This window comes from Paenibacillus sp. MMO-177 (assembly GCF_037147795.1).
Classification (GTDB): Bacteria; Bacillota; Bacilli; order Paenibacillales; family Paenibacillaceae; genus Pristimantibacillus.
Map to the genome: position 1 here is coordinate 847,968 of NZ_JBBCUR010000003.1, position 24,191 is coordinate 872,158.

At 51.9% G+C, this 24,191-nt stretch carries 19 protein-coding genes; 2 read left to right on the plus strand and 17 right to left on the minus strand.

The genetic code is table 11. The annotated features are described in order from the left end of the window. Positions 1-10 precede the first annotated feature (10 nt). Complete coding sequence (gene pdxR / locus WFK81_RS15270; RefSeq protein WP_336787250.1) at positions 11-1,477, plus strand: MocR-like pyridoxine biosynthesis transcription factor PdxR; 1,467 nt, start codon at positions 11-13, stop codon at positions 1,475-1,477. Between the two features lie 123 nt (positions 1,478-1,600). On the opposite strand, the gene WFK81_RS15275 is transcribed toward pdxR, so the two are convergent. The 8 genes from WFK81_RS15275 to iolD all read right to left on the minus strand — a co-directional run bounded on the left by WFK81_RS15275 (position 1,601) and on the right by iolD (position 10,178). After that, on the minus strand, positions 1,601-1,729 hold the full coding sequence (locus tag WFK81_RS15275; protein WP_265525124.1) for a hypothetical protein: 129 nt from the start codon (positions 1,727-1,729) through the stop codon (positions 1,601-1,603). Positions 1,730-1,885: 156 nt separating this feature from the next. Then, positions 1,886-2,893 carry a LacI family DNA-binding transcriptional regulator gene (locus tag WFK81_RS15280; RefSeq protein WP_336787251.1) on the minus strand — a complete coding sequence of 336 codons (1,008 nt, stop codon included), beginning with the start codon at positions 2,891-2,893 and terminating at the stop codon, positions 1,886-1,888. A gap of 111 nt (positions 2,894-3,004) precedes the next feature. Continuing rightward, positions 3,005-3,820 carry a 5-deoxy-glucuronate isomerase gene (gene iolB / locus WFK81_RS15285; RefSeq protein ID WP_336787252.1) on the minus strand — a complete coding sequence of 272 codons (816 nt, stop codon included), beginning with the start codon at positions 3,818-3,820 and terminating at the stop codon, positions 3,005-3,007. Between the two features lie 15 nt (positions 3,821-3,835). Beyond that, complete coding sequence (iolG, locus tag WFK81_RS15290; protein ID WP_336787253.1) at positions 3,836-4,876, minus strand: inositol 2-dehydrogenase; 1,041 nt, start codon at positions 4,874-4,876, stop codon at positions 3,836-3,838. Positions 4,877-4,900: 24 nt separating this feature from the next. Beyond that, the gene (locus tag WFK81_RS15295) at positions 4,901-6,346 is read right to left on the minus strand and encodes a CoA-acylating methylmalonate-semialdehyde dehydrogenase (protein ID WP_336787254.1); all 1,446 of its coding nucleotides are present in this window, start codon (positions 6,344-6,346) and stop codon (positions 4,901-4,903) included. A 28-nt stretch (positions 6,347-6,374) separates the two neighbouring features. Next, positions 6,375-7,376, minus strand: a complete 1,002-nt coding sequence (gene iolC / locus WFK81_RS15300) for a 5-dehydro-2-deoxygluconokinase (protein WP_336787255.1) — start codon at positions 7,374-7,376, stop codon at positions 6,375-6,377. Further along, a complete protein-coding gene (iolE, locus tag WFK81_RS15305) occupies positions 7,373-8,290 on the minus strand; it encodes a myo-inosose-2 dehydratase (RefSeq protein ID WP_336787256.1) in 918 nt (305 codons plus the stop codon). The genes iolC and iolE overlap by 4 nt, the downstream gene beginning before the upstream one ends. A 22-nt stretch (positions 8,291-8,312) precedes the next feature. Beyond that, a complete protein-coding gene (iolD, locus tag WFK81_RS15310; RefSeq protein ID WP_336787257.1) occupies positions 8,313-10,178 on the minus strand; it encodes a 3D-(3,5/4)-trihydroxycyclohexane-1,2-dione acylhydrolase (decyclizing) in 1,866 nt (621 codons plus the stop codon). Between the two features lie 274 nt (positions 10,179-10,452). Between iolD and WFK81_RS15315 the strand changes: the two genes are divergently transcribed. Continuing rightward, a complete protein-coding gene (locus tag WFK81_RS15315) occupies positions 10,453-10,803 on the plus strand; it encodes a VOC family protein (protein ID WP_336787258.1) in 351 nt (116 codons plus the stop codon). 369 nt (positions 10,804-11,172) lie between these two features. On the opposite strand, the gene WFK81_RS15320 is transcribed toward WFK81_RS15315, so the two are convergent. The 9 genes from WFK81_RS15320 to WFK81_RS15360 all read right to left on the minus strand — a co-directional run bounded on the left by WFK81_RS15320 (position 11,173) and on the right by WFK81_RS15360 (position 24,182). Continuing rightward, a complete protein-coding gene (locus WFK81_RS15320; protein WP_336787259.1) occupies positions 11,173-13,440 on the minus strand; it encodes an FAD-dependent oxidoreductase in 2,268 nt (755 codons plus the stop codon). A 1-nt stretch (position 13,441) separates the two neighbouring features. Beyond that, the gene (locus WFK81_RS15325; protein WP_336787260.1) at positions 13,442-14,269 is read right to left on the minus strand and encodes a carbohydrate ABC transporter permease; all 828 of its coding nucleotides are present in this window, start codon (positions 14,267-14,269) and stop codon (positions 13,442-13,444) included. Between the two features lie 16 nt (positions 14,270-14,285). Next, complete coding sequence (locus WFK81_RS15330) at positions 14,286-15,170, minus strand: carbohydrate ABC transporter permease (RefSeq protein ID WP_127498227.1); 885 nt, start codon at positions 15,168-15,170, stop codon at positions 14,286-14,288. A 109-nt stretch (positions 15,171-15,279) separates the two neighbouring features. Further along, positions 15,280-16,611 (minus strand): ABC transporter substrate-binding protein, encoded by a 1,332-nt coding sequence (locus WFK81_RS15335; protein WP_336787261.1) that lies wholly within the window; start codon positions 16,609-16,611, stop codon positions 15,280-15,282. Between the two features lie 94 nt (positions 16,612-16,705). After that, positions 16,706-17,473, minus strand: coding sequence for a response regulator transcription factor (locus tag WFK81_RS15340; protein WP_336787262.1), 768 nt, complete (start codon positions 17,471-17,473; stop codon positions 16,706-16,708). Next, positions 17,451-19,262, minus strand: coding sequence for a cache domain-containing sensor histidine kinase (locus WFK81_RS15345; protein ID WP_336787263.1), 1,812 nt, complete (start codon positions 19,260-19,262; stop codon positions 17,451-17,453). The genes WFK81_RS15340 and WFK81_RS15345 overlap by 23 nt, the downstream gene beginning before the upstream one ends. A gap of 123 nt (positions 19,263-19,385) precedes the next feature. Next, a complete protein-coding gene (locus WFK81_RS15350; protein ID WP_336787264.1) occupies positions 19,386-19,937 on the minus strand; it encodes a hypothetical protein in 552 nt (183 codons plus the stop codon). Positions 19,938-20,023: 86 nt separating this feature from the next. After that, positions 20,024-22,387: a glycoside hydrolase family 95 protein gene (locus WFK81_RS15355; RefSeq protein WP_336787265.1), complete on the minus strand. Its 2,364-nt coding sequence runs from the start codon at positions 22,385-22,387 to the stop codon at positions 20,024-20,026. Between the two features lie 70 nt (positions 22,388-22,457). Beyond that, positions 22,458-24,182, minus strand: a complete 1,725-nt coding sequence (locus tag WFK81_RS15360; RefSeq protein WP_336787266.1) for an ABC transporter substrate-binding protein — start codon at positions 24,180-24,182, stop codon at positions 22,458-22,460. Positions 24,183-24,191 lie beyond the last annotated feature (9 nt).

Genomic DNA, 24,191 nt, shown 5'->3' on the forward strand with positions numbered 1-24,191 from the left:
GGTGAGCAGCATGTGGAGACCCGCCAGAAATGATAAAAAACCGTTGTATCGGCAAATCGCGGACTATCTGGAGCAAAGAATTTCGTTAGGAGAGCTGCCTCCGGGCAGCCAATTGCCGTCGGAGCGCAAGCTGGCCGAGCAATTGGGCGTGAATCGCAGCACAATCGTGCAAGCCTATGAGGATCTTCGCGCTTCCGGCATGATCGAAAGCCTGACGGGCAGCGGCACGCGCGTTTGCGGGCATTTATGGGGAATGGAGCCAACGCCGAATTGGAACCGTTATGTGGAAGGCGGCAGCTTTTTGCCTAACATGCCGTTTATGCGGAGGATTCGGGAAGCGATTCAAAGCGGTGAGCCGTTTATCAACTTTGCTAACGGAGAATTGGCTCCCGAGCTTTCGCCTAACGAAGAGATTACGGCAATTATGCGGAATCAGCCTTTTGATGAGCCGCTCGGATACGGAGATCCTCAAGGTTATGTCCCGCTCCGGTCGGCCATAACGAGCTTTCTCCTTGATCAGCGCGGAATCCAGGCTACCGATGATTCTATACTTGTCACATCGGGCTCGCAGCAATCCTTGTACCTCATCACGCAATGCCTATTAAGCCCCGGAGATGCCATTGCGATAGAAAATCCGTCTTACTGCTACTCCCTGCCCATGTTCCAGTCAGCGGGCATACGTCTGTTTGGTTTGACGGTACATGAGGATGGGGTTGACCCCGAGGAAATCCGGGATCTATATAAGCAGCACCGTATTCGCATGGTCTTTCTCAATCCGAATTTTCAGAATCCGACGGGAACGGTCATGAGCGCCCAGCGGAGAGAAGAGGTATTGAGTTGCTGTGAACAGCTCGGAATACCTATCGTTGAGGATGATCCGTTTAGCTTGACCTCCTTCGATGATGCCGCTCCTCCTCCTATCAAGGCCTTAGACCGGAACGGAAGCGTGTTATATATAGGCTCCTTATCGAAAGTTGCAGCCTCCGGTCTTCGAATCGGCTGGATGGCAGCGCCTCATACCGTTATCCAGCGATTGTCGGATGCCCGTCAGCAGATGGATTTTGGCCTTAGCTTGTTCCCGCAATGGATAGCGGCGCATCTGCTCGAATCCGCTTCCTTAACTCCGCATCTGGAACGGCTGAGGGATTCGCTTCGTTTACGCCGCGACGTCATGGCGGAAGCCTTGCATAGGAAGCTTGGAAGCGAGGTCACCTTCCATCTGCCCCAAGGCGGGTTAAATCTCTGGTGCAAGATCAAGCCGGAGATCAAAGATTACGCTCTGCTGAACAACGGAATTAAAAATGGCGTTCTGTTTATTCCGGGCAGCGTATTTGGCACAGAGCCCGGTTTTGTCCGACTCTCCTATGCCCGTTCCTCCGTAGATGAGATTGAGACGGGGATTGAACAATTCGCCATAGCTTTGAGAGAGACGATGTCCAAACAAGGTGAAACGGCTTTGCCGTCCTTAGGCGGTTAATCGCGTTTCAATCCGGCGAATTCTAAGCCATGTTTATAAGAAAAAAATTTATAACGCTTAGAATTTAAAAAAAGACGTATGCCGCGTCCTCATTCCGGACACAAAGCATACGTCTTTTTATGATTAATGAGCCTTCTGCTCCGCTTCCAGAAGCTCCTCGCCGTGTACCGCCATACGTCCGAATAATACAATTAGAAACGGACCGGAGATAAACGCCGCCGTCAGAAAGATAAAGGAGATTAGTTCCTTCATGCGTACCACACACCCTTTGCTCTATGAAGTTAATGACAGTGACCTCATCATAAAGTCCGGGCTTGCTTCTGTAACCATCCAATTTCCCGGAACTTAAGCCATCCAATCCGGTCCGGAACAAACAGAAATGCCTCCCGGTTTATAGGAGGCATTTCATCAGCTTTTTGTTATTGCCGTCGATTGACGGATATTGATTTCCGGCCGCAGCACGATTCTTTTTTTGACCGGATCGGCTTCGTCCAGATTGGAGATCATCAGCTGGAATGCTTGCTTCGCCATGCTGGCAATCGGCTGTGCCACCGTCGTGAGCGGCGGATCCACGACAGCCGCAAGGATCGTATCGTCAAAGCCTACAATCGACAGCTCCTCGGGCACCTTGATCCCGAGGCTCCTCGCTTCCTGCATCGCCCCGATCGCAAGCACATCGTTACAGCAGAATAACGCGGTTGGACGATCCTCGCGGTCAAGCAGCTCGCCGGCACCGCGGCGGCCTTCCTCTACCATATAATCGCAGATAACGAGATTACGATCATCGAACGGAATTTGACGGTCCTGCAGCCCTTGCTTGAAGCCGCGGATCCTTTCCCTGGCGCTGCTCACCTTCAATTGCTCGGACAAGATGGCGATCCGGGTATGTCCCATCTCCGCCAAATGCTGCGCGGCCATCAAGCCGCCAACATAGTCGTCGGCTACAACCGTGTCCACCTCTAAAGACGCCGCTTCACGCGAGATCATCACAATCGGAATTTTTCTGGCCTGCAGGTTAATCAGAATCTCCAGATTGTCTACACCGGTTCCAATCAGGATGCCGTCAACGTTCTTTTGTTCCAGCAGAGCAATATAACGTTCTACTCTCTCATCCTTATTGTCCGTGCTGCACATGATCACGCTATAGCCCAATTGATGCGCTTGATCTTCGATAGCCCGGGCAATCTCGGAGAAAAACGGGTTGGAAATATCCGGTATAAGCAATCCCAGCGTATAGGTCTTCTTCCCCATTAGGGCGGAAGCATTTACGTTCGGCTGGTAATTCATCTGCTCCATAATTTTAAAAATTTGTTCCCGCCGTTTCTTGCTGACATTGCCTTTTCCGTTAATGGCATTGGAGACAGTGGCAATCGAGACCCCTGCTTCTTTAGCCACATCGTATATGGTTGCTTTCATGCCGAATCCCTCTGAAAAGTAAGATGGGGGATAGATGACCTATCCCCTTGATTTCCTATTATGAGTGTTTCTATCGGCGGTTGCAACCGTGGAAAGCGCCAATTGCCGGGCTTACTTGGCCGTAGGGTTCAATATCCATTGATGATCGGGATCGTTGTGGAATTTCCATATACGGCGCGGTCCCGCCATGACATTCAGATAATAGACTTCATAGCCGGGAGGTGCCGCAACCGGATGATAGCCTCGCGGAACAAGCACGGCCTCGCCGTTCTTCACGACCAGCGTCTCATCCAGATCCCTTTCATCCGTATAGACCCGCTGAATCGCGTAACCTTGCCCGGGATCTACCTTGAAATAATAGGTTTCCTCCAGAAACGATTCCTCCGGAAGATTATCCCGGTCATGCTTGTGAGGCGGATAGCTGGACCAGTGGCCGCTTGGCGTAAACACTTCTACCACAAGCAGACTGTCGGCAGGCTCCTGCTCCGGCAAAATATTTTGGACGAGACGTTCGATATTGCCGGAGCCCCGTACTTCCGTCCCTACCTGTTCAGGCGCGATCAAACGAGCTTCATGGTTTCCGTGGCCGGGCGCGGAGCAGACGGCAAGCTCCAAGTCCGTAAGAGCCTCGATTCCGTAAGATTGGCCATTCGGGACATACACCGAATACGGCGGTATTTTCTCGAAAACACTCATCCGTCGGCCGATTTCGTTCCATTCCTTGCCGGCAGCGTTTACTTTCGCCAGCCCGCTTAGCAGAACAAGGCATACTTCCTTGTCTTCCGTTTGTCTGTCGACGGTCTGGCCCTTCTGCAACTTCAGAACTTCGAAACCGACATAGGTCCATCCGGCCGATTCAGGCGTAATGGACAGGACGGAGCCGTCCGGACCCGCTTCTTTCTCTGGAGTGACGATAAGCTTGGACATGTTCGTATACCTCCGTTATAGTTTGGCGGACTGCAGCACCAATTCGTCCAGCTCTGCCAGCTTGATCGAACGGTTCAGCTTGCAGGACAGCTTCGCGGCGAGCGCGATCCGTTCCGCCTGCAATCCGTCTTCTCCGGTTACCGGCAGCGCCGTGCCGTGAAGCAGACTGTCGATAAACTGTTTCGACTCATCCGCGTAAGCGCCCATATAACGCTCCAGGAAGAAATGCAGCGGCTTGTCGGAGATAATTCCTTCGGCTGTGCTTACAACAGCCGTATTCGGATGGTCGTTGGCAATCGCAACGCTGCCTTTGGAGCCAAACACTTCAACGCGTTGGTCGTAGCCGTACACCGCCTGTCGGCTGTTGTCAATGACGCCAAGAGCGCCGCTCTCGAACTTCAGGGTAACGATAGCGGTATCAATATCGCCGCATTCTTCAAATACGGGATCAACGAGGACGCTGCCTTGCGCGAATACTTCCACCACCTCGCTGCCGGATACAAAGCGCGCGATATCGAAATCGTGAATGGCCATATCCATAAACAATCCGCCGGAAACTTTAATGTATTCTTTGGATGGCGGATTAGGATCGCGGGAAGTGATCTTCACGATATGCAAATCCCCGATCGTTCCCGCTTCCACATGCTCTCTTACCCGTTTGAAGTTATGATCGAAGCGGCGGTTGAATCCGATTTGCAGTTTAACCCCGGCTTCCTTCACCGCTTTAATCGCTTCAGCCGTTTCCAATACGGACATGCTGACCGGCTTTTCGCAGAAAATATGCTTGCCGGCTTGCGCCGCCTGCTTGATCAGCGGCACATGCGTATCGGTGGAGGAGCAGATAAAGATGGCATCGATATCCGGATGCCCGATAATGGCGTCGGAATCTTTGGTCAGAAGGCCAATGCCTTTTGCTGACGCCCACGCTTCCAGCTCCGGTCCGGCGAAGAGATCGCTGACGCCAACGATCTCGACCTCCGGATGCTTAAGCAGATTTTCCGCATGTATTTTTCCGATTCGGCCAGCGCCGATGATGCCGATTTTCACTTTTGACATCGAGTAGACCTCCCGTATGATCGATTACCAGCGTGTTGTAACCATTTTTTTGCGCGTGAAGAACTCGACGCCATCGGTGCCGTTTGCGTGCAGGTCGCCGTAGAACGATTTCTTCCAGCCCGAGAACGGGAAGAAGGCCATTGGAGCCGGAACGCCCAGGTTAACGCCAAGCATGCCCGCATCGATCGTTTCGCGGAATTGGCGCATCGACGCACCGCTTTGCGTAAACAGGCAAGCGCCATTCGCGAATTCGGAACGGTTGGCCAGCTCGATCGCTTCGTCCAGCGTGTCAACGCGTACGACCGACAGGACCGGCGCGAAAATTTCGTCCTCCCAAATTTTCATATCGCTTTGCACTTGATCAAAGATTGTAGGTCCAACGAAATAACCTTGGCCGCTCGAAGCCGCGTCCTTCCGTCCGTCGCGGATCAGCAGCGCGCCTTCTTTCTCGCCGATGTCAATATACTTAATCGTGCGTTCCTTATGAGGCCCGCGAATAACAGGACCAAGGAATACGCCGTCTTCCATGCCGTTGCCAATCGTAATGTTGTCGGCCGCTTCGATAAGCTTGCCGACAAGCGTGTCGCCAACCTCGCCTACGGCGACAACAACGGAGCAGGCCATGCAGCGCTCGCCTGCGGAGCCAAAGGCTGCGTTTACGATTTCTTTTACCGTAAGATTCAAATCCGCATCCGGCATAACGATCGAATGGTTTTTCGCGCCGGCAAGCGCCTGCACGCGTTTCCCATGCGCCGAAGCCGTTTTGTACACATACTCGGCTACCGGTTGGGAGCCCACGAACGAAATCGCCTTAATTGCCTTATGCTCCAGCATGCCGTTTACGACATCGTGAGCGCCGTGAACGATATTAAACACGCCGTCGGGAAGTCCCGCTTCCTGCAAAAGCTCAGCCAGGCGGTTAGCCAGAAGCGGCGTACGCTCCGAAGGCTTCAGAACAAACGTATTGCCGCAGGCAATGGCCAGCGGGAACATCCAGCAAGGCACCATCATCGGGAAATTGAACGGCGTAATGCCGCCAACAACGCCAATCGGATAGCGGTACATGCCGGATTCCAGGTTTGTGGCGATATCCGGGAGCTGCTTGCCCATCATCAGGTTTGGAGCGCCGGCCGCAAATTCTACGCATTCAATCCCGCGCTGTACTTCGCCGTAGGCTTCGTTGTAGCTTTTGCCGTTCTCCAGGGTTACGAGCTTGGCAAGAGCCTCCCAGTTATCGATCAGAAGCTGCTGGTATTTGAAAAGAATGCGCGCTCTCTTCGGTACAGGCGTGCGGCTCCATGTTTGGAAGGCTTCGGCAGCCGTGCGTACGGCCAGATCGACGTCTTCTTTCGTAGACAAGGGAACGTTTGCGAGAACTTCTTCGGTAGCCGGGTTGTAGACGGGCTCGCTTTGCGTTGCTGCAGCTTCCACCCATTGGCCGCCAATCCAGTTTTTTAATTGTTGCGTCATAGGAGCACCTCTTCCTTGTATTTGCGAATTAGACTACAATTTCACCGCGTTCGCAGCGGGCGATATAATCATGAACCTGCTCTGCTCTTGGCATGGCATCCGAGCAGCTGTGGCTGGAAATAACGATACACGCGGACGCGCTGCCGAATTCCATGCTTTTCTCGAGCGTCCAGCCCTGCATAACGCCGTACAGGAAACCTGCCGCATAGGAGTCGCCGGCGCCAAAGGTCTTGATTACCTTTGCCGGGAACGACTTGGCCCGGTGGCTTGCCCCGTCCTTCGTATAAGCGATGGAGCCTTCTTTGCCATGCTTGATAATGACGATTTGAGCGGAATGATTGAACCATCTCGAGGCCGTGCTGTGATCGCTATGCTCCTGCTCGAAGCATTCCATCATATCGAACTCTTCCCGCGTACCGAGGATAATGTCGCATTTCTCGGCGGCGAGATTATAATAAACGGCTGTTTCCTCTTGCGATTTCCATGTATAAGGGCGGTAGTCCAGATCAAAGGCAATAACCGTGCCATGCTTCTTCGCGTATTGAAGCGCTTGGAACACCGCTTCGCGCGAAGGACTTTGGGCAAGCGCCGTTCCGGAAATAAGCAGCAGCTTGGAATTGGCGATCAGCTCCTCATTCACCTCGCTTGGCGTAAGCAGCAGATCGGCCACGTTATCGCGGTACATCAGGATACTGCAGTCGGTTGGGCTCTTAATCTCGGTGAAAGCAAGCCCGGTCACCGCCCCCGTGTAGTCGTTTACGACATTGCTTGTATCAATCCGGTTCTTCTCCAGATAACCGCGGATAAAGCGGCCCATTTGATCATTGGCGATTTTGCCGATAAAAGCGGTCTTCAGATCGAACCGCGACATTCCGATCGTAATATTGGCCGGTGACCCGCCCACATATTTCGTAAACGTACTCGTCTCTTCCATCGGACGGTTAATTTCGTTCGCGTTCAGGTCGATGCAGAGACGGCCGATTGCCGTGAAGTCGAGAGACCGGTCAGCCGGAAACTTGATGTCGTTCAATGGGATTCCCCCGCTTTCGTAGGAAGTAGCGACTCCAGATAAGTGATGGCTTTGGACGCGAATTCGAATGCCGGAGCTTTTGCAGGATCCTGTTCCCCCTCAAGCATGGCCCAGCCGTTATAACCGCGGGCCAGCAGCTCCTCCACAACCGGGCGGAAATCAAGATCGCCGGTTCCCGGAACCGTAAATACGCCCTTGCGGATGCAGGTGATAAAATCGGCTTTTTCCGCGCGTGCTTCATCCAGCACCTGCTGCCTGACGTCCTTCAGATGAACATAAGCGATCCGGTTATAATGCTTGCGAAGCACCTCAATCGGATTGGCTCCGCCATAGTAGGCATGCCCCGTATCAAACAGCAGGTACACGAGGTCCGGGTCGGTCAGCTCCATCAGACGATCGATTTCTTCCGGGCTCTCTACGGCCGTACCGCCATGATGATGGTAAGTCAGCTTGAGGCCATGCTGCTTGGCTATTGCCCCGGCTGCATTCAGTCCTTCGGCAAGACTCTTCCAGCTTGCTTCGCCAAGCGGAATAACTTCCTTCTCGTGAGGCGTGCGGCGCGGATCGAAATGCAGCGAACCGCCAACTTCGCAAGTACTGATCACCGTACTGCCCATTTCCTTAAGAAATTTGACATGCTGCTCGTAAGCCGCAAGCTCTTCCTCCCGGTAAGCCGGATCCGAGAAAAGCACGGATTTCCATTGGGATACCAGCTGCAGGTTTCTTTTCGCCAGCTCCTGCTTCAGAACCTCGGTATCGGTCGGATACTTGCGTCCCATCTCGGTGCCGGTCAGGCCTAACCGCTGCATATCATCCATAATCTGCTCGTACGTGGTGTCGGCGCCATGCTCCTTCACGTCTTCTCCGACCCAGTTGATCGGATGGGCGCCAATCTTGAACGGCAATGTCTTCATCAGCCTCAGCTCCCTTAACGTCTTATATCGTTCTAGCGGCGCGAATTCGCTGCTTCATGTCCAGATGGGCGTCCAGCACTTTATTGCTGACCGATACTTCCGGCACGCCAACGTTCCACCAGGATTCGTAACCGGCTGTATTGGTACCCGGCACGACAGGAATTTCGATCAAAGTCGATATCGTCTCCTGCTTGGCTTGAAGGAGCGCTGCCTTAAGCTCTTCCGCGGAATTCGCCTTATAGGCTTTGGCCCCTAGGCTGCGGGCATGGGCTGCGAAGTCAATCGGCATATAACTGCCGGTAAGTCGTCCCGTAGCATTGTCGCGGAAGCGGAATTCGTTGCCGAAGCCTTCGCTTCCGTGGCCGCGCTGCAGGTTATGAATACATTGGAAGCCGTGATTGTCAAATAACAAGATGGTGATTTTAACGCCTTCCTGCAGGCTTGTAATCAATTCGGAATGAAGCATGAAGTAGCTTCCGTCCCCTACGATGGCGTACACTTCCCGCTCGCCGGCTGTTGCCAGCGCCGCGCCAAACGCTCCGCTCACCTCATAACCCATGCACGAAAAACCGTATTCCATGTGGTAAGTCTTTGGTTCGGCCGGTCTCCAAAGACGGTGCAGATCCCCCGGCAGGCTGCCTGCCGCGCAAACAATGACGGAGCTTGGATCAATCGCGTTCTGAATAACGCCAAGCGCATGGGTCTGTGCAAGTCCTTGCTCATGCTCCAAGGTGTATAACCGGTCTACCTCGGCATCCCAGATCTTCTTCAGATCCGCAACTTCATGGACGCCATAACCGGTTTGGTAGCCGGATGCCGCAAGAGCCTCGGCAAGCTGCGTAAGTCCCAGCTTGGCATCGCCTGTCAAGGCCGCACCGCCCCATTTGGCGGAATCCAGCGGACTTACGTTGATATTTATAAATTGAACATCATCCGCAAAAGCCGATTTGGAAGATGTGGTGAAGTCGGAATACCTAGTACCTACGCCGATGATGACATCGGCTTGCTTCGCCAGCAGGTTGGCAGCCAACGTTCCCGTTACTCCAACGCCGCCAACATTCAGCGGATGATTCCATGGGAGCACGCTTTTCCCGGCTTGCGTCTCCGCTACCGGAATGCCGTACGTCTCCGCCAAGTCTTGAAGCTCGCTCACGGCCGAAGCGTACAAGACGCCTCCGCCGGCAATAATAAGCGGTTTCTTCTTGCCCTTCAGCAGTTCCACCGCGCGCTCAACCGCACCTTGAGCAGGCGGACGGCGGTCGAGGTAATGAATACGCTTACTAAAAAACGCTTCCGGGTAATCGTAAGCTTCCGCCTGCACATCCTGCGGCAGTGCCAAGGTTACCGCCCCCGTCTCAGCCGGGTCCGTGAGAACGCGCATCGCTTGGAGCGCTGCGGCCATGAGCTGCTCGGGCCTTACGATACGGTCCCAATATTTGCTGACCGGCTTGAAAGCATCCGTAGCGGACACCGTATAATCGGAAGCGACTTCCAGCTGCTGAAGCACCGGGTCCGGCTGGCGGGATGCAAAGTTGTCTCCGGGCAGCAGCAGTACGGGTATGCGGTTCACGGTAGCGGTACCGGCGGCGGTTACCATATTCAGCGCGCCCGGTCCGATCGAAGAAGTGCAAGCATAGATTTGCAGGCGGTTCTTTTGCTTGGCAAAGGCGGCAGCCGCATGCACCATGCCCTGCTCGTTTTTGCCTTGGATTAGAGTCAGGCTGCCGGGGCTATACTCCAGCGCTTCGCCGATTCCCGTCACATTGCCGTGTCCAAAAATCCCCATGACGCCTTGAACGAACTTGATCTCCTCGCCATCGATTGAAACATATTGCGCATCGAGGAACCGAAACAAAGCCTGGGCCATCGTCAATCGGATAGTAGTCATAGTACCTCCCGTTTTGTTAATCGCTTAATTTGTCATGAAGTAAGTAAGTATAAAGATTTCATTCGACAATTTGCAACAAAGTTAAGTAAAGTTAGTTAAGCGCTTAACTCCATTATACATGCCGCCCTGTATTTTTCAATTCCTTTTCGAAAGAAAATTTATTGAGTTGCTTGCAGCCTCGTTAAATTTTGTTCTTAGCAAAGAAGAATGAACGGAGAGCCGTCGAATGTATTCTATATCGAAGGATAATCTGCTTCTTGCCGGGAGGTCTGAAATGAAGGTCAAACGAATCGTCGCCAATATCCATGCAAGGGATGCCGCAGCGGCAAAATGCTTCTACCAGGATGTGCTCGGTCTTGATTTATTAATGGATCATGGTTGGATTCGAACCTATGGTTTACATGAGGAAATGAGCATTCAGATTAGTTTTGCTTCACAGGGCGGCTCAGATACGCCTACGCCCAACCTATCGATTGAAGTCGACGATATCGATGCCGCATTGGAAGGCATGAAGAGAGCTGGATTTCCTATAGAATATGGTCCTGTTCATGAGCCTTGGGGCGTTCGGCGATTCTATGTCCGCGACCCGTTTGGCCAGCTTATCAACATCCTTGCTCATGAATAAACTGGTGTTTTATCACCGTACGTTGGATTTCTTCCAGTGAATTCAGCAAAATGAGGAACCACTTCGAGCTACGTTGGAATCACTCCATCATAAAGGCCGAAAACGAGCCGATTGATCCCAAATTGAGCTAATTCTATTGGAGATAATCCAACGTAGATCGTTTGATCCACTAGGAACGCTCCATATTACTGTATTAAATCCAACGTAGATCTCTGCTATCTGCTGTTGAGGTAATTCCGTGTGAAGTAGTACCGCCTAACCATGCAGCTATGCGGATGTTTAGTCAAATAAAGCTTCCGCAGAAGGGAACTAAATACGAAAACAGCAGTGCAAGGATTGCCCTCTGCACTGCTGTTTTTAATGATAACACTATTCATAAATGCGGATTTCAATCACTTCGGCATGTTCCCCGCCGTTGGTTTCCTTCACTACGGTCCGAATCCGGTCCGTCCGTACCGGCTTGCCCAGCGTGTGGATTTTTTTACGCGTCCGGTTCCCGTTGTCGCTCGCGACCGTAATCCATTCGCCGTTCGTCCATGCCTGCAGCTCATACGATTTGGCAACCTCCGGAATGACAAGGAACGGAGTCTCGTGGTGATGTAGATTAATCAAATCCTCGTTCACGTCATCGTTAAAGGTGATATGAACTTCCTTTACATTGGCCGGCTGGGCAAGCGCAACCTCCACCCACTCTTCCCGGCCCTCCGCTATCGGCTGGGACACCCACAGATGCGGACCGCCATACGGACGCGCATAGCCGTCAATGACTTTGTCCGGCGCGAAAGCTTTTGTGCCAACCGCAAAGCAGAAAGGCTTCCGAACCAGTCGTTTCATGGACCATTCAATTACCGGCTGATCCGGCTGATGGTCCTCCAGATCGGAGCTGACCATCGGCTTAACGCCTCTCTCAAACGCCAGCACGCCGGTTACCGGCACGGCAGACGTATGGAGACTTGCCGCTTCATTTGCCCGAACAATGACAAACACATTGCAAGGTTCATTAGCAAAAAGGGCACTGTCTGCGGGCACGTCCAGCCATTGGTTCTCTCCCGCTCCAACCGGGATAGTTAAGGCTTGCTTAAAGCCAGCGGGCACATAATTCTCCGGACGCCCCGTATCCCAGAGCTCAACCGTCAAGCTGGTTGCTTCGGATGTTGACACCAGAATCCGCAATCCTTCAAAGCCGCCGTCCGCAGGAAACGTAAATCCGACATCCGCAGCAAGCCGATACTCTTCAGCCGGACGGTCAAGCCGAATTTGTGTCATCGTGCTGGATGCCGTCACCGTTCCCGTTCTCGCCAAGTCAGCCGGATCTTCGTTGCGCAGACCAATAATAGAAGCATCCATGCGCAGCATCGTTTGCTGAAGCTCCGTTAAATGCCGCTCGCGCAGCTCGCGCGGCGTAATGCCTTTGCTCGCGGACAGCGCGGCACCAACGCCGGCCGCCTCCCCCATTACCGCGCAGGTTGCCATAACGCGGGTTGTACCGAAGGCAACATGAGAGGCGCTGATATTTCGTCCCGCGAACAGCAGATTGCCGACATTCCGGGAGTACAAGGAGCCAAACGGAATATGGTAGATGCCGTCGGCATGGAGATGCTTGGAGCCGCTTTCGGTTGCGTACATGCCTTGCGGCGGATGAAGGTCAATCGACCAGCCGCCAAAGGCGATCCTGTCCTCGAACGGACGCTGGGAGATCACGTCGTTTTGCGTCAGGATGGTATCGCCCAGAAAGCGCCGGTATTCGCGCTTGCCCGGAATGGAGCCTACCCATTCCAGCGTCATATTCTCGGCTTCGAATTTCCCCGAGTTTTTAATATAATCCCAAATGCCGTATATTACGGACCATAATTCATCCCGGATCCGTTCGTTCTCATGAACCGTATCCAGCTCGCCGCCCCATTCGATCCACCAGTAATGGCAGCCGGAATCGCCGCTGCGGATCACGCGCTTGAGCGGAATCGAGGTCGTCGTAATGTCTTTCGCAAACGATGGAGCAACGAACCGGACCGGCTTGCCGGTATCCTTCGTGTAGAACAATAAGGTACTGCCCAGCGTAATCTCGTCGGCAACCTCCGGTGCCCAATCCTCCCCGTACTCCTGGCGGGCTTCCCGGCCGATGCGGTATGCCGCCCCCGCGAGGAAGCCAACCAATCCGTCTCCCGTACAGTCAAGGAATACGTCGCTCTCGAACGTAATTTCCCGCTCCGAGCCCATCATCCAGCCCGTTACGCTGCGGATGGTCCTGTCATCGAGTTCTCCGTCTGCCTCCGCTTCCCTGACATCCGTATTCATATACAAGGTAAGATTAGGCTCCGCTCTTACCGCTTCCAGCAGCGTCACATCCCAGAGGTACGGATTGCCTTCCGGATTGCGGTACTGGTTCTGAATAAAAAGTTCTCCCATGATGCCCGTTTCCCGGGCATACCGGTTAACGCCATGCCCGGTAGCGCCGCATACCCATACCCGCACTTCGGAGCTGGAATTGCCGCCAAGCACCGGCCGGTTATGGACAAGCGCGACCTTTTGCCCCAATCTCGCCGCGGCTATCGCCGCGCTTATTCCTGCCAGACCTCCGCCAATAACCGTTACATCGGATTTTACCGTCTCATGTCTCATGTCATAAGCCTCCTTCAATTTAGCCTTTCACGGCCGAACTGGAAATACCTTGTATAATGTACTTCTGGCCAAGCAGGAAAATTAGAATCATAGGAACGATTGCCGCCGAAGAGGCTGCCATCATGCCGTTGTAGTCAACGTTGTTTTCCAGAACGAAATTCTGGAGGCCAAGAGGAATCGTATACAGCTTGGGGCTTTGCAGGAAGACAAGCGCATTCTCGTAATCGTTCCATTGCCAGGAAAAATCGATAATCGCAAACGTCGCCAAGGCCGGCTTAGCCAGCGGCAGAACAAGCCGGAAGAATATCCGGAAATGTCCCGCCCCGTCAAGAAAGGCCGACTCCGTAATCTCCTTCGGAATGCCCAGGAAAAACTGCCGGAGCATAAACACGCCAAAGATCGAAAACATGGCAGGCAATATGAGCGCCCAATGCGTGTTATAAATATGAAGCCAGTTAAACATAATGAATTTCGGTACAAAAATAACCTGGGGAGGGATCATCATCATGGATAAATAGACCATAAATAGGGTGTTCCGCCCTTTGAATTCCGTACGGGCAAAACCGTAAGCGGCAAGAGCCGACATCAAGACGGCGCCGGCCGTGCCTATCACCGATATTTTCAGTGAGTTCAAATAATAAGGCAGAAAGTTGTAGCTTCCCGACCAAATCCTCTTATGACTGCTCCAGTCGAGCCTCGAAGGAAGCCATTGGCGAAATACTTCGCTTGGGGTCTGGAACGATGTGCTGATCATCCATAAGAAAGGGACAATCATGAACAACCCTGCGATCAGCATCAAGATCGTAACGGAAAGCTTAACCGAGAGGTTCTTATTGGTTTCAATCATCAGGCTTGCTCCTCTCTTAGTAATGGACCCAGCGTTTTTGGCCAACCCACTGGATGATCGTAATGATAAGAATAAAGGCGAACAGGAACCACGATATCGTGGACGCATAACCCATCTCGTAGTAACTGAAGGCTGTTTTGTAGACGAACAGCGACAGAATGGTCGTACTTCCGCTCGGGCCGCCGCCCGTAATAGCCTGGATAAGAGAGAAGGACTTAACGGTCATAATCAGACCTGTAATAAGCAGCATAAAGGTTGTTGGACTAACAAGCGGCCATACGATTCGCCATGTAATGGTAGCCGAACCTGCTCCGTCGATACGCGCGGCTTCCAGCTGCTCGGTCGAGATTTCCTGGAGGGCCGCCAGGTAAATAATCATGTTGTAGCCAAGCATAAACCAGATTTGGATAACGTCGATCGCATACATCGCCGAGCTTGTGTCCGCAAACCAGCCCGGAGGCGATACGATCCCGATAAAGCGAAGCACTTCATTGATTGGCCCTTGGGACGGCTGGAACAGCAGCATCCAGACAAACGCAACCGCTACGCCGCTTGAAATATACGGCAGGAAGAACATCCCCCTGAGCAATCCCTTCAAGTACACGCTGCGGTTGAGCACCAGCGCAACGAGGAACGCCAGCCCCAGCGAGACGGGAACGGAGAACAGGAAGATGGCGGTATGCTTAAGCGAGGCATAGAACTGATCATCGCCGAACAAACGATTGATATTGTCCATGCCGGTGAACTTCCAGTTGGGATTAGCGAATTGATAATCCGTAAACATCATGAAGAATGAATACAGGGCAGGCAAAATAAAGAAGGCCACTATGCCCAGCATATTCGGTAAAACAAACGCGTAACCAATCCAGCCTTGCTTCTGAATCCAGCTTTTCCTTTTCACAGAAAACGCCGCCTTTCTTGATCGTATAGAGCCGTCTGAATATAGCAAAGAGAGAAGAAGGAAGCGGGGAATCCTTCTTCTCTCTTGGGGGCTGAAAGGCTATATTCGGTTACTTGATATATTCCTGATGACGTTTGGCCATATTTTTGAGCGTCGTATCAAGATCCTGCTCGTTCAGGAAAAATTTCTCGTACTCTTCCTTCCGCGCATCCAAAGCCTGCTGCGGTACGCTGAGCTGGAACGAAGGGAACTGGCCAAATACGACTTTGTTCATTGATTCGGTATCGTACTTGTCTTCTACGCCTTTAAGCAGCAGATCCATCGCTTGTTTGTTGTCTACGCTCTTCGATGACGGAATACGTCCGCCGCTTGCCATCGGCAGCATGCCGCCGTCCGCATACCATTTCGCAAACTTCCAGGCAGCGTCCTGATGCTTGGATTTCGCGTTTACGGAAAGCACGTCGCCTAGACCGCCCGGATATTTGTAATCCTTCTGGTCCGCCGTTACTTTAGGGATCGTTGCGAACGCGATTTTGAAGTCATGAGGGAAATTGGTCAGGTCATTTGCGTTACGGAAAATAAATTCGCCTGCCGACAGCATCGCTGCCTCGCCTTTCAGAAACATCGTGTCTACCGGCATCTTGCTCGTTACCTGCTCGCCGTATTCCGGCGTCGATTTGTCTACGAACATCATGTCATGCACCGTTTGCAATTGTTTCTTCCAGAGATCGTTATCGAAGTTGGAAGTCCCGTCCGGCTTCGTTACGCCAAGACCGGCAATCGTTCCGTCGATTGTAGCAGTGAACGCAGCATCATGCTGAAGGAGTCCGTATACCTTGTCTTTTTTCAGCTTGTTCGCGTACTCTCTCAAATCATCCCAAGTCCAGTCCACAGAAGGGATCGGCAGTCCGGCAGCATCCAGCAAATCCTTGTTCAGCCATATAAACAGCATATTTTTCTTTGTAGGAATGCCGTAATATTTGTCCCCGATTTTCCATTGCGCGGCATCCTGCCCCATCTGATCATCGATGTTGTAATCGGTTTTGCCGCTAAGATCGAGTGCTACGCCAGCGTCAACGCGTTTTTGCAGACGGGTGAGCGTGTAGTTGATATAGAGGTCCGCATCCTGTCCGGTCATAAGCGCCGTGTCAAGCTTCAGGTTGCCCGGATCATCATTCACGTAGCGGATGTATTCAACCTGAATATCCGGATTTTCCTTATTCCAGTTGTCAATGACGGCTTGAGGGCCTGCTTCCGCGGGAACGGCTCCCCACAGGGTAAGCTTCACTTTTTCACCGGGTTTGCCTGCCGGCGATTCGCTTGCCGTTCCGGGGCTTGCACCGGTATTTCCGTTATTGCCGCCGTTGCTTCCGCATGCCCCAAGAATCGTGGCAGCCAAGGTCGTAATCAGTATTGTCTTTAACCAGCCTTTTCTTCTCATTCGTTTTCCCCCTTATGAAGATGTCCAGCCTGTTTGCTACGTCTTTAACTTTATCACCTGCCCGGCAATTGGGGGATGAACAGCGTTTGGGGAATCATAGAACGAATTTTTGTTCTTTGCGGTATTCGTTTGGCGTAACGCCGCACCATCGTTTGAAGATTTTGATGAAGTAGTTGTCATTCTCGAAACCTACGGTCCGGCCGATATCGCTGACGGTCCGCTCGGTCTCGGCGAGCAGCATTTTGGCTGCCGTCACGCGGCGGTTCTGGATATAATGCGTTAAGGTGGAACCCGTCTTCTTCTTGAACAAATCGCTGACGTAACTGGCATCCATGCGGATCCAATCAGCGAGACTCTTCAAGGTGATGTCCTCGGCGAAATGCTCTTCAATATAGGCAATAATGCGGTTCATCTCCGGATGATCGGTTGGCTCCTGCGCCGTCTTCTCCGGAAACCACTTATCCGCCTTGCGCAGCTTCTCCATTCTCGCAAGCTCGGCGGCTACCTTCTCCATCGCCTGCCTTAAGCCTGCCAAATCCAAAGACAGCTTCATTAAGTACCCCGATGCGCCATACTCTACGGCTTGACGGGCATATTCGAATTCGCTGACGGCCGTAAGCATAACAAACCGGCATTCCAAGCCTTCCTCCCTGGCAAGCTGCAAGAGCCGTACGCCGTCCATCACCGGCATAAAAATATCGGATATCACGACATCGGGTTGAAGCTCCCGGATCATCCGCAGCCCTTCTTCGCCATCTGCCGCTTCACCAACAATCTCAAACGGAATATCCGCTTTCGAAAATAATTTGCGCAAGCTTGCTCTTGCATGCTGCTCATCCTCAACGATTAATGTCCGCCACATGGGTAAGCCCCTCCTCCGTATAAGGTTTGGATAACAGCAGCGGGCAATTCATCGTCACCCGCGTCCCTTCTTCCGACGATTCCAGCTGGAGTCCCGAAGGCTGATTTTTGAACAAAAGCTCCAGACTCTCCCGCAGGTTCTGGATACCGATGCTTTTCCGTTTCCGCGCGGATTGCCTATTCTTCGCTTTTTCGATCCCAACTCCGTTATCGATCACTTCCAGAATAAGCTGCTTGCCCCGGCTAGTTGCCCGTATAACGATGCGCCCTTCCCGCTGGGATTGTCCAAATCCGTGAAGCAGCGAGTTTTCGACGAGCGGCTGCAGACTAAACTTCGGAATTAGCGCAAATTCCAGCTCGCCCTCGACTTCGTATTGAACCTCAATGCCATGTCCGAACCGCTTCCGCTGAATATCCATATAAGATTCAATGAGGATGATCTCTTCCTTGAGAAGAATAAGGTCAGCCTCCGTATTCAGCGTCGTTTCCAGTATCTTTCCGAGCGCTACGCAAATATCGTAAATATCGTCTTCGTCCTTATCCAAGGCTATGCTTTTGATCGTATTGAGCGTATTCAGCAGAAAATGGGGATTCATCTGCCCCAGCAGCACCTGGAACCGGACAAACTGCTTCTGCCTTTCCTCCAGCTTTAATCTTTCCAGGAGACCGTTAATGTCGGCAATCATGGAGTTGAAGCTTCGGGTTAAGGCCAAAATCTCGCCTCTGCCTTGCTCTGGCAGCTTGGCCCTCAGATTGGATTTGACCGTTGTTTCCATCTTTCGCTGAAGCAGCTTGAGCGGTCCTGTAACCGTGGAGGAGATCAAGTAAATCATCAGCATAAACAAGATTAGAATGGCGATATAGAGGGCAAAAGAACGCTTCTTCTGCTTGTCCACCTCATTAAACAGCAGCGATAGAGGAACCTTCTTAACAAGATAACCGTTCAGTTCCTGAACATTGCTATACGTATACATCATCTGGTTATTCAAGATGGATGTGGAGGAGGCATCATTCTCCCCGTTCCGGCCGGCTGACGCGATGGACGCGGCAACGGCTGGCGGCACGCTTTCTTCAGGGGAGGATTGGAGGATGGTATTTCCGCCGGCATCCAGCAGAAAATAGGCTCCTTCCCCGCTGCTTCCTTGCGTTTTCTCCGCAAACCATGCTTCGTAATCAATACTGAACCGCCCGTAAGCAAAAGGCTTCAGACCGTCGTCCCTCAATACTTCAAAAAGGCTGAGCATCCGGTTGCCCTTTACCTCCCGTATTTCGGTGGACTGATCATTCGTGCGCCAAATATACCGCTGACCGCCTTCCCGCTTCAGTTCCCGTACCCAGGCCTCCGAGCTGATCTCTTCATAATTCAAGGAATTCTCCGGCGTATAAGAGGTGTAAGCGTTTCCTTTTAAGTCGATCAAGGTGTAGTAGACCGTAGCTCCGGTAAGGAAAAAGCTGTTTTCGATACCGGCGAACTTATTTTCAACAATTTTTTTGCGGTTGATGGCATCGTATTGCTCCGGCTTCTGCATGACCTGGCGAAGAACGGAATCCTGCTCGAGCAGCATCCCCGTCTTCATGACAAGGCTCATCAGATCAACAAGATCGGTCTTGAGCTCTTCCAGCTGCTCGATGTTTTTGTCGGATGCGTTCCGCTGGAGCAGCTCCTCCGTCTCCCGGAAATTGTATAGAAATAACAGCGCGATAGGAACAAGAAGAAAGATCAGGAGGGACAGCAGTATCCGGTTTTTAAACGTAGCCGGCGTTAACAAGCGGAATAATCGGGTGAACATTGGCGCTCAGTCCTTCACTTGGATGTATACCTCTCAATTTACTTGACGGATACACACGTCCGCAAGGAAAAAAAACAAAAGCGGCTGTACAGGGTTTCCTGCACAGCCGCTTCGGACAGTAACTTATTTCTTCCTGCATCTTTTCTTCTTAGCCGTTGAGAACTGGATGTGGACTCCGCCGATTTCGCTCAAGAGAACATTGCGGAACACAAAAGCCGCTACGTTATTATAGTTTCCGTAGAAGTCCGAGAGGTCATCATTATAGAACTGGACGACCTTAATTCGGAATACAGGATAAACGAAGGTGTGGCCAAGTATAGACCGTAGGGCGACAAACTGGAAAATCCGGTTTGTACGAAATGCGATCCGGTACAGTCCCGCGATTTCTTTAGCCGTCAAGGTACGCGCGATGGGGCTGATCGTCTTCCCGCTGCTGATTACTTTAACGTGAATGCTGATCTCGCCGATGATCTTGTCCGAGGCGATTAGGGTTGCCAACGCTTTTGCTTTCTTGATCCCTTTTACAAACAGCTTAATCCCGAATTGACCGTCTCCGTGATCCTCCAGCTGGCCAACCTTAACAAGCGGATCTTTGCCAACCGAATATTTGATTTCATTAAAATACGTAAATTCCGGCGGAGATAAACTGATTCTTGCCTTCTTGCCGTTTGACATGATGAATCTCCTCTCACCTATGACGATTACTAGCATCATATTTTTAGAAAGAGGTGTCGGTTACCGCATTCAACCAGGCGGGACAACTATTTTTCCACTTCATTAGCTTCCGTATAAACGTAATAAGTACAGCCTTGCTCCGCTTCAAAACCGCCGTCGCTAAGAGCAACTGCCGTTCCTTTCTTATCCTCCACGCGGATAGAACCTTCATACCGAAGCTTGCAAACGCCGCTTATTCTCGCCTCTATGGCAGCCCGCTTCAGCGTTCCATTCGCCCATTCCACATCAACCACATATCCGCCTCTTGCCTTCAAGCCGCTGATCTGACCATTAGTCCACGATGCTGGCAGCGCAGGCAGCAAGTCGATATAACCTAGATGGCTTTGAACAAGCAGCTCGGCAATACCAGCGCTTCCGCCGAAGTTTCCGTCGATCTGGAACGGCGGATGGGCGTCAAGCAGATTCGGGTATGTCGATCGAGCCAGCAAAGTCTGTACGGCGCCATAAGCTTGCCGCTTATCCTTCAGACGGGCGAACAGATTCAGCAGCCAAGCGCAGCTCCATCCAGTGTGCCCGCCGCCATTAGCCAGTCTGCGATCAAGCGTCGCAACAACCGCGTCCAGCAGCTCCGGCGTATTTTCGTTAATTTCCTTGCCCGGATACACCCCGTATAGATGCGAGACATGACGATGTCCCGGTTCGCTCTCTTCGAAATCCTCATACCATTCCTGAAGTTGGCCATGACGGCCAATCTTATAACCGGGAAGACGGTCCAGCGACGCAAGGAGTTCATCACAGAACTCCGTTTCATCCAGACCAAGCACTTCAATAGCTTCCAGACAGTTCTGGAATAGATCACGAATGATGGCAATATCCATGGTCGAACCATACGAAACGCTGCAAGGTTCTCCATCGCTTGTCAGGAACTTGTTCTCCGGCGAGGTGGAAGGATTCGTAATCAAATCGCCGTTTGGTCCTTCGATCAGCCAATCCAGGCAGAATAACGCCGCTCCTTTGATCAGCGGATAAGCTATCTCGCCGAGAAAATCCTTATCCCGATTATACAGGTAGCTCTCCCATACCTGACGGACAAGCCATGCTCCGCCAAGCGGCCAGAATGCCCAGCTTGCGCTTCCGCCTGTTGGCGTCGTCATCCGCCAAATGTCCACATTATGATGGGCAGTCCAGCCTCTGCTGCCATAATGAATTCTCGCCGTACGCGAACCGGCTTCGCTCATTTCCTTAAGCATGGCGAAGAGAGGCTCGTGGCATTCGCTGAGGTTGCATACTTCCGCAGGCCAATAATTCATCTGCGTATTAATGTTAATCGTGTAATCGCTATGCCATGGCGGCGATACATGATGATTCCATATCCCCTGCAGATTGGCAGGCTGAGTGCCCGGCCTTGAGCTTCCCATCAGAAGGTAACGGCCGAAGTGGAAATAGAGCGCTTCCAAATGAGGGTCTTGCTTAGTTAATTGATAGTCCGAAAGCCTGAGGTCGGTTGGCTTGTCCGATCCATCCGTGTCATCTGCTAAAGAAAAGGATACACGGTCGAACAATAAACGGTGATCCTCGGTATGACGGCTTCGCAGCGCCTCGAAACCGCGAGCGGCAGCCGCTTTCAGGCGAATAGCGCAGCGTGCCGAGCAAGCTTCGGGGTCCGGCGGCTGATCGTATCCGGCAAAGCCGGTTTCGGCTGCTAAATAAATATGAAGGAATGTCGCATTCCTGATCTCGAGTCCACTCTCACCGTTCTTCACCGTTCCATCGGTCTCTACCTGCACCCGGATCTCGAAAGGCAGCCCAAGCCCTTCCTCATAGAGAACATCCATAGGATGATCCTTATGATAATTGCCGGCCACATGGCTTGGAGCTTGTCCAATCAGATGAAGCTGTCCCTCTGCCGCTTCGCTTAACCGGTACTGCAGCAAGGAATTGATCACAATATCGCGGTTTAAAGTCCCGCCTGCAGCTTCATAACGGACAACTAGCGCTTGGTCAGGTACGCTCACGAAATATTGGGAACTTACCGTAACGGCGCCATCCCGGTAGCTGGCTGCGGCAATCCCGTCATTCAGATGCAGTTCCCGCTTGTACTGCGATACGGCGGATTCCTGCTCATCTCTGCGCACGATCGAAATACCGCCAAGCGGCAAGTAAGGCTCGACATCCCGACCTTGCATGGTGGATTCAATCAGCCGTTCGGCTTCCGCGTATTTCCCGGAAAATATAAGCTGTCTTGCTTTGGCCAAATACCGCTGGGCTTCATAATTAATCGGGTCCCGCGGAAAACCGGCCCATAACGTATCCTCGTTCAGCAGAATTTGATCGGTTTCCGTGCCCGCGAATACCATTCCGCCAATCCGGCCGTTGCCGATTGGCAGGGCTTCTTCCCATACCGATGCCGGCTGTTCATACCAGAGCTTCCAATCCCGTGCTTTCCCCATAACGCATCCTCCGTCTCCCTAAGCCAAAGAGAGCCCGCATCATTGGGGCTCTCTTATCATTAATTGCGTATTATTCGCTCCACAGCTCCACGCGAGCTTTAACCAAATCTTCGCGGATTTTTTCTGCTTTCTCAACATTAGCTTTTACCAACTCTTGTTGGTAGGAATCCCAAATTTTATCGAAGTCTTCCGGTTTAGCCAAGATTGCTTCAGGAATACGTTTCCAGGTGATATCTTGCAGTTTCTTCTCGATCACAACCGCTTCGCTGTCGCCAGGAACCGGGATGTTCCAAGCAGCACCCCATGGCTTAACCTTGAACTCCTCTGCTTTAGGGAAGAGGTCTCTCCAGGTTGTAGCGCCATAAGCTTTCAACGTTTCCTTCTCTACATCGTTAAAGCCGGCAACGATTTGTTCAGGGAAGTTCGTTGTGTAATAGTTGCCGCTTGGATCCTTCACGCCGTCGCCGTAGTGGCCGCTAAGCAGGTTGTAGAGACCGATGCCAGTTTCTTTCGTAAAGTTCGTTGCATCATTGATTTTACGTTTGTTTACTTCTTCTGGAATTACGCGTTTGCCGTCAACTACATTGTACTGCTTGCCTTCGATGCCCCAGTTCACTAGAACTTGACCTTCATCGGAAGCCAGATAGTCAAGGAATTTGATTGTACGAACCGGATCCGGATTATCCTTGGAAATCGCTACGCCGGTGCCAGCCATATAGCCTGTTGGCCAGAACGAAGTATCTTTGTACTTTTCAGACAACGTAACCGGATAATGGCCGTAGCCTTGATCGAATTTACCTGCTGCTTTCAAAGCCTTCTCGCCGTCGCCATAATCCCAGTCCTGGTCAATCAAGCCAAGAACGCGGCCGGAAGCGATTTTCGCTTTATATTGATCATACTTTTGGACGAAGCTTTCAGGATCCAAGAGACCTTCCGCATTCATATGGTTCAGCCATTTGAAGTATTCCTTCTCCTCCGGACGGCGGTAGTGATACGTAACTTTTTGCGTATCAATATCGATATAGAATTCGCCGTCATCGGATCCGCCAGTTGTAAGGAATGCTGGATTCGTTACAGATATAAACATATGCCAGTCGTCAGCATTCAGCGACAGCCCGATATTCGGGTTGCCATTTTCATCTTTTGGATGCTTGGCAAGGTAATCTTTGATTGCTTTCTCATAATCCGCTACCGTACGGATTTGCGGGTAGCCCAGCTCTTTCACAACACGGTGCTGCAGCTCAAAACCACCACCTGCGTTGAAGTATTGCTGACCGACGGCTGCATAGGTTGGAATAACGTAAATCGAATGGTCATCATTGCTGTAACGAAGACGGCTCATTTGGCCTTCATACAGCTTTTTAAGGTGAGGTGCGTATTTATCAATCAGATCTGTCAAATCGATAACCGCGCCGGCATCAACAAATTTACTGATACTGCCTTTTGCGCTGATGAGGTCAGGGTATTCGCCGCTTGCCGCAATCAGGGACGATTTTTGAACCGCGTCTCCTACTGCAAATTCCGCATTAAGAGTAATGCCTGTTTTCGCAGTAAGGGTTTTGCCGATCTCATCTTGCATGTTTGCCCAGTTTGGTGATGGGTCTTCACTGTAATACGTCAATGTGAGCGGTGAAGTATCTTCCGGAGCAGCCGACTCCGTGTTTGTTGCATTGCCGCCAGTATTTGCGCTGCTGCTATTCTTTTCATCATTGTTATTGCTGCCACAGCCCGCCAGCAAACCGGCAACTAACGTAGTAGACAATGCCAGGCTTGACCATTTGCTGATTTGATTCATGTAATAACC

Bases quoted from the DNA above. Each gene is read 5' to 3' on its own strand.
- WFK81_RS15360 (WP_336787266.1), bottom strand. From the start codon at position 24,182: ATGAATCAAATCAGCAAATGGTCAAGCCTGGCATTGTCTACTACGTTA.
- WFK81_RS15350 (WP_336787264.1), bottom strand. From the start codon at position 19,937: ATGTCAAACGGCAAGAAGGCAAGAATCAGTTTATCTCCGCCGGAATTT.
- WFK81_RS15355 (WP_336787265.1), bottom strand. From the start codon at position 22,387: ATGGGGAAAGCACGGGATTGGAAGCTCTGGTATGAACAGCCGGCATCG.
- iolG (WP_336787253.1), bottom strand. From the start codon at position 4,876: ATGTCAAAAGTGAAAATCGGCATCATCGGCGCTGGCCGAATCGGAAAA.
- iolD (WP_336787257.1), bottom strand. From the start codon at position 10,178: ATGACTACTATCCGATTGACGATGGCCCAGGCTTTGTTTCGGTTCCTC.
- iolE (WP_336787256.1), bottom strand. From the start codon at position 8,290: ATGAAGACATTGCCGTTCAAGATTGGCGCCCATCCGATCAACTGGGTC.
- WFK81_RS15295 (WP_336787254.1), bottom strand. From the start codon at position 6,346: ATGACGCAACAATTAAAAAACTGGATTGGCGGCCAATGGGTGGAAGCT.
- WFK81_RS15335 (WP_336787261.1), bottom strand. From the start codon at position 16,611: ATGAGAAGAAAAGGCTGGTTAAAGACAATACTGATTACGACCTTGGCT.
- WFK81_RS15345 (WP_336787263.1), bottom strand. From the start codon at position 19,262: ATGTTCACCCGATTATTCCGCTTGTTAACGCCGGCTACGTTTAAAAAC.
- pdxR (WP_336787250.1), top strand. From the start codon at position 11: ATGTGGAGACCCGCCAGAAATGATAAAAAACCGTTGTATCGGCAAATC.
- WFK81_RS15325 (WP_336787260.1), bottom strand. From the start codon at position 14,269: ATGATTGAAACCAATAAGAACCTCTCGGTTAAGCTTTCCGTTACGATC.
- WFK81_RS15340 (WP_336787262.1), bottom strand. From the start codon at position 17,473: ATGTGGCGGACATTAATCGTTGAGGATGAGCAGCATGCAAGAGCAAGC.
- WFK81_RS15275 (WP_265525124.1), bottom strand. From the start codon at position 1,729: ATGAAGGAACTAATCTCCTTTATCTTTCTGACGGCGGCGTTTATCTCC.
- iolB (WP_336787252.1), bottom strand. From the start codon at position 3,820: ATGTCCAAGCTTATCGTCACTCCAGAGAAAGAAGCGGGTCCGGACGGC.
- WFK81_RS15280 (WP_336787251.1), bottom strand. From the start codon at position 2,893: ATGAAAGCAACCATATACGATGTGGCTAAAGAAGCAGGGGTCTCGATT.
- WFK81_RS15315 (WP_336787258.1), top strand. From the start codon at position 10,453: ATGAAGGTCAAACGAATCGTCGCCAATATCCATGCAAGGGATGCCGCA.